This window comes from Sphingobium sp. HWE2-09 (assembly GCF_035989265.1).
Lineage (GTDB): Bacteria > Pseudomonadota > Alphaproteobacteria > Sphingomonadales > Sphingomonadaceae > Sphingobium.
Genome location: NZ_JAYKZX010000001.1, coordinates 739,492 through 754,877, shown reverse-complemented (window position 1 = coordinate 754,877; position 15,386 = coordinate 739,492). Strand labels below are relative to the sequence as shown.

Below are 15,386 nucleotides of genomic sequence, written 5' to 3'. Positions count from 1 at the left end.
ACCCACAGGGCAGCTATCGGTTGGCGGTTGAAGGGCTATCAGGGGGCGTCCAGCCATTCCGTCACGTTTCGATCCTCCGGTTGTGTTTTGGGTTAGTCATGCGATCGGGAAAGGTGTCCGCAGCCCCATCGTGAGCATGGTTTGACTTTGAGCGTGAAATAGGCGCATTAAACCCGAACCAGTTTATCGTCGTGATTCGGTTTCGAGGGGCGCCATGTCGTTTACCGTCAATACTCTGCGCAATGTCACGACCGCGTGCCAGCAAATGCGCGATCATATCAAGACGATCGTGTTCCGTCCCGACACGCGCAAGACGTTGGATATGACCTTTGGTCCCACCGTGGCGGCCGAACTGATCGGACGGACACCCGAAGCCTTAGCGAAGGCCGAGGCCAAGGGCCGCCTGCCCCAGCCCAAGCAACTGCCCAATGGCCGCCGCTATTACACGCTGGCAGACCTGACCCAGATTCGCGAAGCGCTGGGCATCCAGGTCGGCAAACAGCCCGACGAAGATGCGGTCGTGCTGGCGGTGCAGAATTTCAAGGGTGGCGTGGGCAAGAGCACCATCACCAAGCATCTGGCCGATTATCTGGCGCTACATGGCTATAGCGTGTTGGTGATCGATTGCGATCCGCAGGCGTCGACCACGACCATGTTCGACATCCAGCCCGAAACGCTGATCGATGACGACCAGACGCTGGGATCCTTCCTCTCTCCACGCAGCACATTCAGCGATTTCGCCCAGACGATCCGTGATACGCCCTGGCCGACGATCAAGATCGTGCCATCCAGCCTGGGCCTGCAGGATGCGGAATGGGATCTGACCTCCACATTGCGTGAGGGCGGCCAGGCGGTGCGCGAAAGTTTGCAGGCGCTGCGCATCGGCATTGCCAGCGTAGCCAAAGATTTCGACGTCATCCTGCTCGATCCTCCGCCAGCCATGGGTTTCCTGGGATTGAACGTGATGGCCGCGGCGACCGGATTGCTGATTCCGGTGCCTGCGCGCCAGCTCGATTATCTGTCGACCATCCATTTCATGGATACGATCGCGGACAATATCGAAATTCTCGAACAAAATGGCACGCCGGTCAATTATGGCTTCATCCGCGTGGTGTGTTCCGCCTTTTCTCCGAGCAAGCCGGGCGAGAATGATATGTGGCGGATCATGCAGGCCACCTATGCCGGGTTGCTGTTGGGCCAACCGATCCTGGCGTCCGAGGAGATCAAGAATGCCACGCAGGCGTTTCGATCCATCTATGAATCCAAGCCATCGGCCTCGCACCAAACCTATACGCGGTGCCGCGACAATCTCGACGCGGTGTTCGGCGAGGTCGAGCAGCAGATCCGCCAGCAATGGCCCTCGACCAGCCTGACCGGTGCCGACGCCAGCGTGAGTGTCGCGGCATGAGCCGCCGGTCCCTGATCAGCGAGGCGCTGGCTGCCGTCGCGAACGAACCGGCGCCGCCGCCGGCCGCCGCAACGACCGATACGAGCGGGCGCGTCAATTTCACCAACAAGCGGTTGGAAGCCTTTGGCGAAGCGGCGCGGATCGTGAAGCGGCCGACCATTCGGTTGAAGCCGGCGGAATGTTCGGTGTGGCCGGGCAATGCGCGCGATTATTCCCTGCTGGACGAATATCGGCTGCGCAGCCTGATCAATTCCATCCTGGCGGAAGGTGGCAATCGCATTCCCGCCGTGGTGCGGCGCACGCCCAACGGCCCCCTGCCCTATGAACTGGTGACGGGAACGCGGCGGCACTGGGCGATCAGTTGGCTCAACGGCAATCATTATCCCGACATCGACCTGATCGCGATCATCGAGGATCTGGACGATGAGGCTGCGTTCCGTCTGGCCGATATCGAGAATCGCGAACGGGAGGATATTTCCGACCTGGAACGTGGTATCAATTACAAGGCGGCGGTCGATAAATTCTATGGCGGCGTCCAATTACGGATGGCCGAGCGGCTGAAAATATCCAAGTCGCAATTGGCGCGTTACATCGCGCTGACCGACATCCCGCCCTTCCTAGTGAGCGCCTTTCACTCGCCGATGGATCTCCAGGCGAAATATGGCGAGAAGCTATTGCCGTTGCTGCGCGATCCGGCGAGCCGAGCCAAGCTGGAAACGGCGGCCGACCAGATCGCGTCCGAGCAGAGTTTCCGCCGTTCGGGCGATGAGCAGCCGATCGCGGGCGCGGAAGTCATGGGACGCCTGCTCAAGGCGATGACCGCGCGGGGGCGCGTGCAAAAGACGTCGATTGCGGGCGGGAATGGCAAGGCGATTGGCGAGGTCATCAAGGACCAGCAGAAGATATTGACGCTGTCGCTGACGCCGTCGGACCTGTCGACCGATGCGATTTTGGATGCGTTGCGGCCGGTGATCGAAGCGGCGCGGATCAGAGGCGGCAAGCGGAAGTGAAAAGCTGAAAATGTAAGGATTATTCTTATATTTCAGAAGGTTATATCTATTTTCCCCCGGGGGGACAACGGGAAGCGGATGACGCAGGTGGGGAATGAGAGCGAACTTAAGACGGCGCTGAAAGAGCGCAAGGTCCAGTTCGAAATGTTCTTCACTCTGCCCGACTTCAGCGACATTTCGCTGCGCGACTATCAGGAGACGATGCAGCGGCCCTTCTTCAGCCTGTCGAAACGCAAGCGGATGAAGCCGATCGATTATGTCAGTCCCGACAAGTCCGTGACCGTCCATGTCTCCGCCAACCCGACTTATGGGATGGCGACGATATGGGATGCGGATATCATGATCTACCTGGCGTCGCACCTGAATGAACTGCGCGAGCGTGGATTGAATGACCTCTCCCCCGTCATTCGACTGCAGCCTGGTGATTTGCTCAAGCGTATCTGCTGGGGCACGAGTGGCCGCGCTTATGAGCGATTGGTGAGCGCGCTGGATCGGTTGCAGGCGACCACGATCAAGACCAATATTCGCGCCAATACCAAGAGTTGGGAAACCACCTTTTCCTGGATCGACAGCTATACCCATCTGGTCGATGAACGAACGCAGCGATCGTTGGGGATGGAAATCACGCTGTCCAAATGGTTCTTCGATGGAGTGATGGACAAGCGCAACGTGCTCGCGATCTCACCGCTTTATTTCGAGATTACCAGCGGCCTTGGCAAATGGCTGTACCGCGCGTCGCGCAAACATGCGGGCGGTAATGGCGCGGAAGGTTTCACGATAGGGTTCGAAACGTTGCACCAGAAGAGCGGTAGCGAAAGCAGCTACCCGGTGTTCAAGCGCAAGCTGCTGGACCTTGCCCGGCTGAACGAACTGCCCGACATCAGCCTGGACGTGATCAATCCCGATAGCACGAAGCCAAAGATGCGAATGGTGATGCGCAAGCATATGGCGGAACGGGTCCGACGTGCCCGGCCGACTACCCTCCCCTACCCTACCGATGGTTTGCTGCAGGATGATGCCGAGCAATTGGTCGACCCGCGCGATGCTTTGAAATTGATCGCCCAGGCCGCTGGCGGGTTGCGGAGCCCGGGAGCGGACAACAGCAAAGCGCGTTCGACGCAAAAGGCATCGGTTCGTGCTGGCGAAATACTGGACGCCGATGTTCATGCCGCTATTCGAAGTGATTTTCCGGGTTGGGACTATGACGAGCTTCTGCGCCGGTTCGATGCCTTTTTAGGTGCTAATCCCCACGAACTGCCGCGCAACTATTCCAAGCGCTTTTACGGGTTCGTGAAGGAACATCATCGTCGCAACAAATATCGTCTGCGACCGTAAAGCAGTCGGGACGTGTTTTCGGAATCATCTGCGATGGACTATGTGATCGCAGTAAAAACGTTATGGCGATAGGCGATCTGTGATGGATGTCGCGATATAGCCAGGAAAAGCGTGCATCTGCCGTAACCCTGTTTTGGCGACAGAGCAGATGTGCCGGATAATGGACATCGGTGCCATCAGTCAGGCACAATTCTGAAAACACGATGGAATCATTCGTCGCTGAAACGTTGTCGCTAATGACGACTCGCCTGATCATATCCTACCGCCAGCCTGCTTGCTGCTTTCCTGTCGCCCTTTACCTTTGACCGCCGTAAGATTTTCCAAGGCAACTAGGTGCTGGCTCAATTGGATAGCATGCGGCCGTAGCTACTATCTGGCGCGATTTCATATTCGTAGGGCAAACAGCGAGCGGACGCGGATCGCCTCAATAGATACCGTCGTGTTTTTGGATATGCCTGGGTTGGTGCAAAAGCGTTACGGGCCTTATAAGTATTTGGCACAACCACTGCCCCTTCGACCTATGATTGAAAGCCCGTGATTGCGATTGAAGCAGCGTAGTATGGACCGGTGCAGATCCAAGAAAGCGCGACAGCGTCGAGATAACGCATAGCCTGGTTGCGGAACAAAAGGCGAAAGCCTCAGAAAGGCCTTTGAAGGCCTGCTACAGAGCGTTGCCCGGCGTTGCATAGCTTGGCTCCAAAATGCCGTCAGATGCCCGTCATAAGCCAGCTGGCGGCTCCACTTTTTTAGTCGTCGTGCCAAAAATCCGAAGTTTCTGGGTCATCGAAAAGTCGGGGAGATGGTGCCGCGCGAATGTCATGACTGACGGGTATGGCATAAGTGCGATAGCTGCTTTGCCCTGAACGTTCGATCAGCAGGCCGATATCAGCGGCAATGCTCAGAAGTTTGATCGCCCCGGCTGAGGTCAGGCCCAAGCGATCGGCGACCGATCTGCTGGTGATATAGGGGTGCGCCATCGCCATCATAATGACGTCCTTTAAACGGCCTGGCCGACGCCGGGCGGCTATATGGGCAGCGGCGCGGTCCGCAAAAGCTCTGAGCCTAAGTTCCTGATCGAGATGATCACGTGCGCCCAGAGCGATCGCCTGAAGCCATATCAGGCCAAACTGTGGTTCTTCAGCGATCTTCCAGGCGGCGCCACTGGACTGGAAGCCGAAGGCAACCAACCCGCCAAACGATGCATCCCATCGACCCGGGCCAAAACGATCACCGATTAGGAAGCTGGCCACGCCATCTCCCCGCCCGATCGGGGACCGTCGTCGCCATGCGAGCGCCAGCTGCGCGCCTTGTAATAGGGGAGGGGAGGGGGGAGGATTGCGGCGTCCGCCTGCCACTGTTCCACATTATGTTGGACATCCGCGCGCGGCAGGCCGGGAGTGGCCCAGGGGCTTGTCGACGCGGGTGCGTCATTCACCCCCAACCAGTCCAGCAATCCATTTGGGTTTGTGCGAAGGATATCGAGCGTCACGGGCGCGCCGACGGCTTGTCGCCAATGCGTGAGATCAAAGGACGCGCCGCCGATGCTGCCGCGGCCATCGATCGTGAAAGCGCTGGCATCGACCGATGTCGCGTCGATCCATGCCAGCGCCTGGCGCTCCGCAATGAAGCATCGTATCTTCCAAGGGCGGCGTACGGGACTTAAGCGCCGTCGTTCCTCGATCCGGGCGAGCGCGGATTGGGCATCAGCGTAAGCGGATATTAGCGCGAGATCATCCATTCGCTAGCGCTCCTAACTGCGATATTGGGTAAGTTTATATTATATTAGTGCGTGAAATATATGTAATTAAAACAGATAGATATATCCGTGTAATAAACTATAAAGATACTATAGAAAGCCTGTTCCTACACGTCTTGTGGGGCCTATAAAAGCCCACCATTTCGAATTGCGTTGAACTTGCCGATGCCTATCATGGCGTCGCATACGCTGAGCGTGATCAAGCGGGTTGATGGCAAAGCATGGCGTGGCTTGCGGCTTCCGCGGTTGGTGCGACTGCCGGGGGGTCGTTTCCAATTCAGCCTTCAAATATCCTGACCTCGACCTGCGCGTCGAATCTCGCCATGTTCGCCAGGACGATGGAAGCGGTTTTGCCGCTGGAAGGTCCAGCGCGATCGACGCCAGACAGGATAGGGGAGATGGGGCGCATGGCGGGCAGCGTTGACGATGGGCGGGCGGGGCAACCGGTCGCAGGCCAGAATGAAAAACTGGTGATCGCCGCGTCCTCATTGGGGACGGTATTCGAATGGTATGATTTCTATCTCTATGGGCTGCTGGCGACCTACATCAGCGCGCAATTCTTTTCGGGCGTGAACGAGACGACGGGTTTCATCTTCGCGCTGGCGGCGTTCGCGGCGGGCTTTGCCGTACGGCCGTTCGGGGCGCTGGTGTTCGGACGGATCGGTGATCTGGTCGGACGGAAGAATACGTTTCTGGTCACGATGGGGATTATGGGCCTGTCGACCTTCGCGGTCGGGCTGTTGCCAAGCTATTCCAGCATCGGGGTGGCGGCGCCGATCATCCTGCTGATCATGCGTTTGGCGCAGGGGCTGGCGCTGGGCGGCGAATATGGCGGGGCGGCGACCTATGTCGCGGAACATGCGCCGGAGGGGAAGCGCGGGCTGTATACCAGCTGGATTCAGACGACGGCGACCTTCGGCCTGTTTGCCGCGCTGTTGGTGGTAATCGGTTTTCGCTTCGCGCTGGGGGAGGCGGCGTTTGCGGCCTGGGGATGGCGCTTGCCCTTCCTGATTTCGATCCTGCTGCTGGGCGTGTCGATGTGGATCCGGTTGCAGCTTAATGAAAGCCCGGTCTTCCAAAAGATGAAGGATGAGGGGACGACGTCCAAGGCGCCGCTGACAGAGGCGTTCGGGCAATGGGGCAATTTGCGCTGGGTCATCATTGCGTTGCTGGGGGCGGTGATGGGGCAGGCGGTTGTGTGGTATGCCGGGCAATTTTATGCGCTGTTCTTCCTGGAAAAGACGCTGCGGGTGGATGGGGCGACGGCGAATATCCTGATCGCCATCGCGCTGGCGCTGGCGACGCCGTTCTTTGTCGTCTTTGGGTGGCTCAGCGACAAGATCGGGCGCAAGCCGATCATACTGGGCGGGTGCGCGCTGGCGGCGATCACTTACTTCCCGCTGTTCGGCGCGCTGACGACGGCGGCCAACCCGGCACTGGCGGCGGCACAGGCGTCCGCGCCGGTGACGATCCTGGTCGATCAGGCGCAATGTTCGTTCCAGTTCGATCCGGTGGGCAAGAACAAGTTCGATGGATCAAGTTGCGATATCGCCAAGGCCTATATGGCCAAGACCGGCATCAGCTATGCCAATGTCGAGGCGCCTATGGGCGCTCCGGCGGTGGTAAAGGTCGGCATTGCCAGCTTTGTCGTGCCCGATCCCAAGACGCTGGCAGGAGTGGAGAAAGCGGCGGCGATCGCTGCGTTTCAGGGGCGGTTGAAGACGGGGTTGGCAGAGGCGGGCTATCCGGCCAAGGCGGACGGCGCGCAGATCGACAAGGTTGCGGTGGTGGCGATCCTGTGGGCGCTCGCGATGCTGGTGACGATGGTCTATGGGCCGATCGCGGCGATGCTGGTGGAATTGTTCCCCAGTCGCATCCGCTATACGTCGATGTCGCTGCCCTATCATATCGGCAATGGCTGGTTCGGCGGGTTCCTGCCAACGACGGCCTTTGCGATGGTCGCGGCGACCGGGGATATCTATTATGGCCTTTGGTATCCGGTCGTGATCGCGGCGGCGACGGTGGTCGTGGGGCTGTTGTTTTTGCCGGAGACGTTTCGGCGGAATATTGACGATTGATGTTGGAGATTGGGGAGGTGAGCGTCTGTTATGGGCATGGTACACCCCCACCCAACCTCTCCCTTGAGGGGGAGGGGGCCATGGGACATTTCGCAGGTCGTTATGCGACAAGGAGTTGGACAGTTGTAGCGAAAATATAGCGACCGAAACGCCGTATTCCGCATTTATTATCAATGACTTATAGCTCTTCCGGCCAGTAGAGGCGCATCGGGTTGTCGATCAGCAATTTGCGCTGCAATTCGGCCGTCGGTGCGATGCGGGGGATCATGTCGACCAGATGACCGTCGTCCGGGATATCGTCCTGCATATTGGGGTGGGGCCAATCGGTGCCCCACAGGACGCGGTCCTGATAGTCGGCGACCAGCGGGGCGACCGCGTCGGCGAAGGCATTCCACGGATCGCCGGTCGGATCGAGGCGGTCGGGGCAGGTGGCTTTGAACCAGATGTCGTCGCGGCTTTGCAGGAAAGCGCGGAAAGCCTGCATGTCGGCGCCGTCCGGCCCCTGGGTCACGTCGGGGCGGCCCATATGGTCGATCACCAGCGGAACGGGGATGGCGTCCATGAAGGGGCGGAGTTCTTCGAGGATGTCGGCTTCGAAATAGATCACGACATGCCAACCGGCGGGCAGGCGTTTGGCGATGTCGAGGAACTTGTCCTTGGGCGCGTCGTCCACCAGGCGTTTGAGGAAGTTGAAGCGGATGCCGCGGATGCCGCCGTCATGCAGTGCGGCAAGGTCGGCGTCGGAGATCGCCGGATCGACCACGGCGACCCCGCGGGCCTTGCCGTTCGACTTGGCGATCGCGTCGAGCGTGGCGGCATTGTCGGTGCCGTGGCAGCTGGCCTGGACGATGACGTTGCGGGCGAAGCCGAGATGATCGCGCAGGGCGAACAGCTTGTCCGGTCCGGCGTCTTCGGGGAGATATTTCGCCTTCGCGCTGAAGGGGAAGTCCGCCATCGGGCCGAAGACATGGCAATGGGCGTCGATCGCGCCGGGGGGCGGGGTGTAGCGCGGCTTGGACGGGTTGCCGTGCCATGAGGTGATGCGGGTCATATCTCAAAACTCCGTTCGCCCGGAACATACCGATGGGCTTGTCTCGTCAGGAAAGTGCGGGCTTCGACAGGCTCAGCCCGAACGGTTCAGATGGAGGTTTAGGCGAAGACGATGCCGTCCATCAGCTTGCGCGCGGTGCGGAGCATGGCGGCGCTGGTGACGGTGCCGCTGTCGTCCAGTTCCATGACGCAGGTGGTTTCGCCGGTGGGATGTTCGACCGAGAGCGTCTTGCGATTGCCTGTGGGGATCGCGGCAACTTCGAAAGCGGGGGAGCCTTCGATCAGGCAGGCGGTGGCGACGCTGACCGCGCCCAATACGCCAATAGACGCATGGGCGCGATGGGGGATGAAACTGCGCACCGTGACCGCGCCGCCATTGCGGGGCGGGGCAACCAGCATCATCTTGGGCACCGACTTGTCCTTGACGTCGCCCAGGTTCATGCGCTCGCCCACGGCGAGGCGGATTTTCTCGATGCGCGCTTTAAGGTCGCTATCCTTGTCGAGCGTGTCGCGATCCTCATAGCCGGTGATGCCGACATCCTGCGCCTTCATGACGACGCAGGGCATGCCATTGTCGATCAGGGTGACGCGCACGCCCTCCACTTCGTCAAAGGCGTTGCCAGTGGGGAGGAGCGCGCCGCAGGACGACCCAGCGGTGTCGCGAAATTCCAGCGGGATGGGGGCAGCAGAGCCGGGGACGCCGTCGATCTTTGCGTCGCCGTCATAGCGGACTTTGCCGTCGGGCGTCTGCACCGTGGCGATGGCGATCTGCCCGGTATTTTCCATGAAGATGGCGACGCGAGTTTCTTGCGGTTGCGCGGAGACGAGGCCGCGTTCGATGGCGAAGGGGCCGATGCCGGCGAGGATATTGCCGCAATTTTGCGCGTCGCTGACAATCGCCTGATCCACGAAAACCTGGAGGAAGAGATAGTCGATATCGACGTCATCGCGTGTTGATTTCTTCACGACTGCGACCTTGCTGGTCAGCGGATCGGCGCCGCCCATGCCGTCGATCTGGCGCGGGTCGGGGGAGCCCATGACGCGCAGCAGGAAGGCGTCGCGGGCGGCGGTGTCGGTGGGCAGGTCTTCGGCGAGGAAGTAGCCGCCCTTGGAGGTGCCGCCGCGCATCCATAGGACGGGGGATTGGGTGATGGTCATAGGGAAACTCCGGTTCCATCCTTCCCGTGTTCCCGCGAAGGCGGGAACCTAGTTCAGACGGTGGATCAATCGGGCGACGGCGGAACTGGGTTCCCGCCTGCGCGGGAACACCGGTGATCAGATATATTTCAGGCCCATTTCTGCGAGGCGCGGGCGCATATTGTAGATGTCGAGGCCGAGTTCGCCTGCGGCCAGGCGGACGCGCTTGGCTTCTTCGGCGGCTTCGCGGGCCTGCGCCTTTTCAAGGACCGCAGCGGCGTCGGCGCGAGGGACGATGCAGACGCCGTCATCGTCGGCGATCACCACGTCGCCCGGATTGACCAGCGCATTGGCGCAGACAACGGGGACGTTGACCGATCCGATCGTGTTCTTGACCGTGCCCTGGGCATGAACCGCTTTCGACCAGACGGGGAAGTGCATCTGCGTCAGGTCGCGCACGTCGCGCACGCCCGCGTCGATGATGAGGCCGCGGCAGCCGCGCGCCTGCGCCGAGGTGGCAAGCAGGTCGCCGAAATAGCCGTCGGTGCAGGGGCTGGAGGGGGCGAGGAGGAGGACGTCACCTTCTTTCAGCTGTTCGATCGCGACATGGATCATCCAATTGTCGCCGGGCGCGGCGGAGATGGTGACGGCGTTACCGGCGATGCGGGCGCCGGTGTAGATGGGACGCATATAGGATGCGAGCAGGCCGGTGCGGCCCTGCGCCTCATGCACGGTGGCGACGCCGCATTGGGCGAGGCCGTCGACGACGGAAAGGTCCGCCCGTTCGATATTCTGGACGACGATGCCGGACATGCTGACCTTACTCCTTGATGACGGCGGCGCACGGACCAAGCGGATGGTCGGGCGGCGCGGGACAGGCTGCTGGCTGGACCCTTCACGCGAAAAGGGCAAAAAGGAAATCTGGCCAAGCCATTAGTTTTCACTAAATATGGCATTGTGGACTGGACCGAGATCAACCTGCGTCATTTGCGCGCGACCGTGGAAATCGCCGAGCGGGGGACGATGAATGCGGCGGCGGCGGCGGTCAGCCTGACGCAGCCTGCGATAACCCAGGCGCTGGCGCGGTTCGAAGCGATGCTGGATGTGCCATTGTTCGACCGGCGGCATGACGGGATGACGGTGACCGATGCGGGCGCGCTGCTGGTGCCGCGCTTTCGCGCGGCGCTGGACCATATCGCCAGCCCGCATGTGACGATGGCGCGGTTTCGCGCGCTGATCGCGCTGGCGGATGCGGGCAGTTATCCGGCGGCGAGCGCGCTGACGGGCCTGTCCATTCCCTCGCTGCATCGGGCGGTCAATGATCTGGGGCTGTCGCTGCGGCGGCCATTGGTGCGACGGCGGGGCAAGGTGGTGATGCTGACCGAGGCGGGGGTGCGGATGGCGCGCGCGTTCCGCCTGGCGCGGGTGGAACTGGTGGCGGCGCTGGCGGAACTGGCGGCGCTGAAAGGCCATGAGACGCGCAGCATCTTGATCGGCGCGATGCCGCTGTCGCGGGCGCGGGTGTTGCCCGCGGCGGTGTCGCGCTTCCTGCGGCGGCGGCCGGGGGTGCGGATCACCATATTGGAAGGGTCGCGCACCGAACTGGTCGAGCCGTTGCGCAACGGGGCGATCGACATGATGGTGGGGGCGCTGCGCCAGCCCTTGCTGGAGGCGGATTTCGAGCAGGCGGCTTTGTTCGACGATCGGCCGGTGGTGATCGCGCGGGCGGGGCATCCGCTGGCGGACACGCAGCCCAGCATGGCGGACCTGGCGCGCTATCCGTGGATCATCGCGGCATCGGGCGCGCCGCTGCGCGAAAGCTGGGAGGCTTTGTTCAGCGATCAGGGCATCGCTTTGCCGGTCGTGCCGATCGAGTCGGGATCGGTCATGACGATCCGGCAATTGCTGATCGACAATGATTTCCTGACATTATTGTCGCCGGACCAGGTGACGGTGGAACTGGAAGCGCGGTGGCTGTGCCGGATCGACACGCCGGTCACGCCCGCCAGCCGATCCATCGGCGTCACCACACGCGCATCCTGGCGGCCGACCAGCGTGCAGGCGGAGTTCATGGCCGATCTGGCAGCGGTATCTCAGGGCTAAGGTGCAAAGCTATGTTTAGCGCCAGCTAATGACCCTGTGCCTGTTCCGATTTGCGGTGGCGCGGCCGGGCAGGCAGGTTTTCGGGCATGACGACCGATATCATCCTGATCGGATTTGGCGAGGCGGGCAGCACGTTCGCGGCGGCGGGGGACTGGCGTGCGCGCGCGTGCGCCTATGATCGCGATCCGGCGCGGGGTGCCGTCATGGCGCAACTGGGCGTTGGGCGCAGCGACGCGCTGGGCGATGCGGTACGGGGCGGCGCGCTGGTTGCGTCGCTGGTGACGGCGGACCAGGCGCTTATCGTGGCGCGCGATGTGGCGGCGTTGCTGCCTGCGGGTGCGATCTTCTGCGACATGAACAGCGTCGCGCCGCAGACCAAGCAGGCGGCGGCGGCGCTGATCGAGGCGGCGGGCGGCCATTATGTCGATGTCGCGGTGATGGCGCCGGTCGATCCGGCGGGGCTGGATGTGCCGTTGCTGCTGAGCGGGACGCGGGCGGCGGACGCAGAGGCACGGTTGCGGGTGTTGGGCTTTGCCAGGACGCGTGTCGTGGGCGCGGATGTGGGGCGGGCGTCCTCGATCAAGATGATCCGGTCGGTGATGGTCAAAGGGATCGAGGCGCTGACCGCCGAATGCGTGCTGGCGGCGGACGCTGCGGACGTGCTGGACGAGGTGCTGGCGTCGCTGGATGCGAGCGAGAAGGCGAAGCCCTGGGGCGTGCGGGCGGACTATAATCTAGACCGGATGCTGGTGCACGGCACCCGCCGCGCCGCCGAGATGGAGGAAGTGGTCAAAACGTTGGATGGCCTCGGCACCGGCGCTGCGATGACGCGCGGCACGGTGGCGCGGCAGGCGGCGATCGGTGCTCTGGGGGTGAAGGTGCCGCCGGACGGGCTGGAGGGGAAGATCGGGGTGATTGCTTCCGATGGCTTCCCGGCGGCGCGCGAGGTTGCGCAATAGAGTGTTGTGCTCCCGCGAAGGCGGGAGCCTAGGCCCGCCGTCTGAACTGGGCTCCCGCCTTCGCGGGAGCACGGATAATGGGGGCGGGTCGGATAGGATAGTTGGAGACAAGAGCGGATGAGCCTGATTATCGATTGCCATGGTCATTATACCGTCCTGCCCAAGGGGCATGACGCCTGGCGCGAGGAGCAGAAGGCCGCGTTCAAGGCCGGGACGCCGTGCCCGCCCTATCCCGAGATTAGCGACGCGGAAATTCGCGAGACGATCGAGGCGAACCAGTTGCGCCTGATCAAGGAGCGCGGCGCGGACCTTACCATCTTTTCGCCGCGCGCGTCGGCGATGGCACCGCATGTCGGTGATGAAGCGATGGCGAAGGAATGGGCGATCCGCTGCAACGATTTGATCGCGCGGGTGGTGGCGATGTTCCCCGAAACCTTTGTCGGCGTGTGCATGTTGCCGCAGTCGCCCAAGGCGGACATGAGCAACAGCATCGCGGAACTGGAGCGTTGCGTCACTGAACTGGGCTTTATCGGCTGCAACCTCAATCCCGATCCGGGCGGCGGGCATTTTACCCATCCGCCGCTGACCGACCGTTACTGGTATCCCTTCTACGAGAAGATGGTCGAGCTGGACGTGCCGGCGATGATCCATGTGTCGGGCAGCTGCAATCCGGCGATGCACGCGACGGGGGGCTATTATATTGCGGCCGACACGATTGCGTTCATGCAGTTGCTGGAAGGCGATCTGTTCAAGGATTTCCCGACGCTGCGCTTCATCATTCCGCATGGCGGCGGCGCGGTGCCCTATCATTGGGGGCGTTATCGCGGCCTCGCCGACATGCTCAAGAAGCCCGACCTGTCGACGCATCTGATGAACAACATCTTCTTCGACACCTGCGTCTATCACCAGCCGGGCGTGGACCTGCTGGCCGACGTGATCGAGAATAAGAACATCCTGTTCGGGTCGGAAATGGTCGGCGCGGTGCGCGGCATCGACCCCACGACCGGCCATTATTTCGACGACACCAAACGCTATGTTGATGCGTTGGAGATTAGCGATGAAGAGCGCGCCGCGATCTTCGCGGGCAATGCCCGCCGCGTCTTCCCGCGCCTCGACGCCCGATTGAAGGAGAGGGGACTATGATAACCGAAGATCCCAAGCATCAGGATATCCACGAATATCTGGCCGAGATGGAGGACATCCCCGGCACCCGCGTGTTCACGGCGAAGCGCGCGCGGCAGGGCTATCATATGAACCAGTTCGCGATGAGCCTGATGAAGGACGAGAATCGCGCGAAGTTCAAGGCGGACGAGCGCGCTTATATGGACGAATGGCCGCTGACCGAGGAACAGAAGGACGCCCTGATAGCACGCGATTATAATCGATGCCTGGACATGGGCGGCAATGTCTATTTCCTCGCCAAGCTGTTTTCGACCGACGGCATTCCCTTTGCCGAAGCGGTCAGCACCATGACCGACATGAAATTCCCGGAATATCGGGAGATGATGATGAATGGCGGCCGCTCGCCCGAAGGCCAGCGGTCGATCAGGGAGAAGAGATAATGGCGCGGATTACTGCTGGCGTGGCGTCGAGCCATGTGCCTTTGCTGGGCGTAGCGTCCGACAATGGCAAGGATCGCGACGACTATTTCGGGCCGATCTTTGCAGGCTATGACTGGACGCGCGAATGGGAGAAAGCGGAAAAGCCCGATGTGGTCATCCTGGTCTATAACGACCATGCGTCGGCGTTCGACATGAAGATCATCCCGACCTTCGCGATCGGTTGTGGCGAACGCTACAAGTCGGCCGACGAGGGATGGGGGCCGCGCGCGGTGCCGGACGTGGAGGGGCATCCTGACCTGGCCTGGCATATCGCGCAGAGCCTGGTACTGGACGAGTTCGACATGACCATCATCAACGAGATGGATGTCGATCATGGGCTGACCGTGCCGCTCAGCATGATGTTCGGCAAGCCCGACGCCTGGCCATGCAAGGTGATTCCGCTGGCGGTCAATGTCGTCACCTATCCGCCGCCGTCGGGCAATCGCTGCTGGGCGCTGGGCGAGGCGGTGCGCAAAGCGGTGCAGAGCTTCCCCGAGGATCTGAACGTCCAGATCTGGGGCACGGGCGGCATGAGCCACCAGTTGCAGGGACCGCGCGCGGGCCTGATCAACAAGGAATGGGACAATCGCTTCCTGGACGGGCTGGTCGGTGACAGCGATCACCTGCGCCGCATTCCGCATATCGAATATCTGCGGGAGACCGGCAGCGAGGGCATCGAGATGGTGATGTGGCTGGTGATGCGCGGGGCGTTGGGCAAGGCTACGCGGATGCTGCACCGCCATTATCATGTGCCCTGCTCCAACACCGCGATCGGCCATATGGTGCTGCGCCCGGATAATGGCGAAGGGCTGGATATGACCGGCAGCGACGCGGGGCACGCGGTCGCGGCGGAGTAAAGATATTTCGCCCTCTCCATTGAACGGACAGGGTGGCGTGGAGCGAGTGTGTCAGCAGTCGCTTCTGCGTTCAAGATGGGTGCAAGCTCGCT

The 15,386-nt window shown here is 61.6% G+C and carries 14 protein-coding genes; 9 read left to right on the top strand and 5 right to left on the bottom strand.

What is annotated here, in order from left to right; genetic code table 11:
* Positions 1 to 214 precede the first annotated feature (214 nt).
* From U5A89_RS03490 to U5A89_RS03480, 3 genes are all read left to right on the top strand, one after another.
* Positions 215 to 1,408: an AAA family ATPase gene (locus U5A89_RS03490; RefSeq protein WP_338159782.1), complete on the top strand. Its 1,194-nt coding sequence runs from the start codon at positions 215 to 217 to the stop codon at positions 1,406 to 1,408.
* Positions 1,405 to 2,418: a ParB/RepB/Spo0J family partition protein gene (locus U5A89_RS03485; RefSeq protein ID WP_338159781.1), complete on the top strand. Its 1,014-nt coding sequence runs from the start codon at positions 1,405 to 1,407 to the stop codon at positions 2,416 to 2,418. Before U5A89_RS03490 ends, U5A89_RS03485 begins: the two co-directional genes overlap by 4 nt.
* A gap of 78 nt (positions 2,419 to 2,496) precedes the next feature.
* A complete protein-coding gene (locus U5A89_RS03480; RefSeq protein ID WP_338159780.1) occupies positions 2,497 to 3,753 on the top strand; it encodes a replication initiator protein A in 1,257 nt (418 codons plus the stop codon).
* A gap of 746 nt (positions 3,754 to 4,499) precedes the next feature.
* On the opposite strand, the gene U5A89_RS03475 is transcribed toward U5A89_RS03480, so the two are convergent.
* Positions 4,500 to 5,003, bottom strand: coding sequence for a hypothetical protein (locus U5A89_RS03475; RefSeq protein WP_338159779.1), 504 nt, complete (start codon positions 5,001 to 5,003; stop codon positions 4,500 to 4,502).
* Complete coding sequence (locus U5A89_RS03470; RefSeq protein ID WP_338159778.1) at positions 4,988 to 5,491, bottom strand: hypothetical protein; 504 nt, start codon at positions 5,489 to 5,491, stop codon at positions 4,988 to 4,990. The genes U5A89_RS03475 and U5A89_RS03470 overlap by 16 nt, the downstream gene beginning before the upstream one ends.
* Positions 5,492 to 5,916: 425 nt before the next feature.
* Between U5A89_RS03470 and U5A89_RS03465 the strand changes: the two genes are divergently transcribed.
* Positions 5,917 to 7,587: an MFS transporter gene (locus U5A89_RS03465; protein WP_338159777.1), complete on the top strand. Its 1,671-nt coding sequence runs from the start codon at positions 5,917 to 5,919 to the stop codon at positions 7,585 to 7,587.
* Positions 7,588 to 7,765: 178 nt separating this feature from the next.
* On the opposite strand, the gene U5A89_RS03460 is transcribed toward U5A89_RS03465, so the two are convergent.
* The 3 genes from U5A89_RS03460 to ligK all read right to left on the bottom strand — a co-directional run bounded on the left by U5A89_RS03460 (position 7,766) and on the right by ligK (position 10,587).
* Positions 7,766 to 8,638 carry an amidohydrolase family protein gene (locus U5A89_RS03460; protein WP_338159776.1) on the bottom strand — a complete coding sequence of 291 codons (873 nt, stop codon included), beginning with the start codon at positions 8,636 to 8,638 and terminating at the stop codon, positions 7,766 to 7,768.
* A gap of 98 nt (positions 8,639 to 8,736) precedes the next feature.
* Positions 8,737 to 9,795, bottom strand: a complete 1,059-nt coding sequence (locus U5A89_RS03455) for a 4-oxalomesaconate tautomerase (protein WP_338159775.1) — start codon at positions 9,793 to 9,795, stop codon at positions 8,737 to 8,739.
* 117 nt (positions 9,796 to 9,912) lie between these two features.
* Entirely contained in the window at positions 9,913 to 10,587 is a 675-nt protein-coding gene (gene ligK / locus U5A89_RS03450) for a 4-carboxy-4-hydroxy-2-oxoadipate aldolase/oxaloacetate decarboxylase (protein WP_338159774.1), read from the bottom strand.
* Positions 10,588 to 10,731: 144 nt separating this feature from the next.
* Between ligK and U5A89_RS03445 the strand changes: the two genes are divergently transcribed.
* From U5A89_RS03445 to U5A89_RS03425, 5 genes are all read left to right on the top strand, one after another.
* Positions 10,732 to 11,877: a LysR family transcriptional regulator gene (locus U5A89_RS03445; protein WP_338159773.1), complete on the top strand. Its 1,146-nt coding sequence runs from the start codon at positions 10,732 to 10,734 to the stop codon at positions 11,875 to 11,877.
* Positions 11,878 to 11,963: 86 nt separating this feature from the next.
* Positions 11,964 to 12,836 (top strand): NAD(P)-dependent oxidoreductase, encoded by an 873-nt coding sequence (locus tag U5A89_RS03440; protein ID WP_338159772.1) that lies wholly within the window; start codon positions 11,964 to 11,966, stop codon positions 12,834 to 12,836.
* A 117-nt stretch (positions 12,837 to 12,953) separates the two neighbouring features.
* Positions 12,954 to 13,979 carry an amidohydrolase family protein gene (locus tag U5A89_RS03435; RefSeq protein WP_338159771.1) on the top strand — a complete coding sequence of 342 codons (1,026 nt, stop codon included), beginning with the start codon at positions 12,954 to 12,956 and terminating at the stop codon, positions 13,977 to 13,979.
* Positions 13,976 to 14,398, top strand: a complete 423-nt coding sequence (gene ligA / locus U5A89_RS03430; protein ID WP_338159770.1) for a protocatechuate 4,5-dioxygenase subunit alpha — start codon at positions 13,976 to 13,978, stop codon at positions 14,396 to 14,398. Before U5A89_RS03435 ends, ligA begins: the two co-directional genes overlap by 4 nt.
* Positions 14,398 to 15,294, top strand: a complete 897-nt coding sequence (locus U5A89_RS03425) for a class III extradiol dioxygenase subunit beta (RefSeq protein ID WP_338159769.1) — start codon at positions 14,398 to 14,400, stop codon at positions 15,292 to 15,294. Before ligA ends, U5A89_RS03425 begins: the two co-directional genes overlap by 1 nt.
* The last annotated feature ends 92 nt before the right edge of the window (positions 15,295 to 15,386 follow it).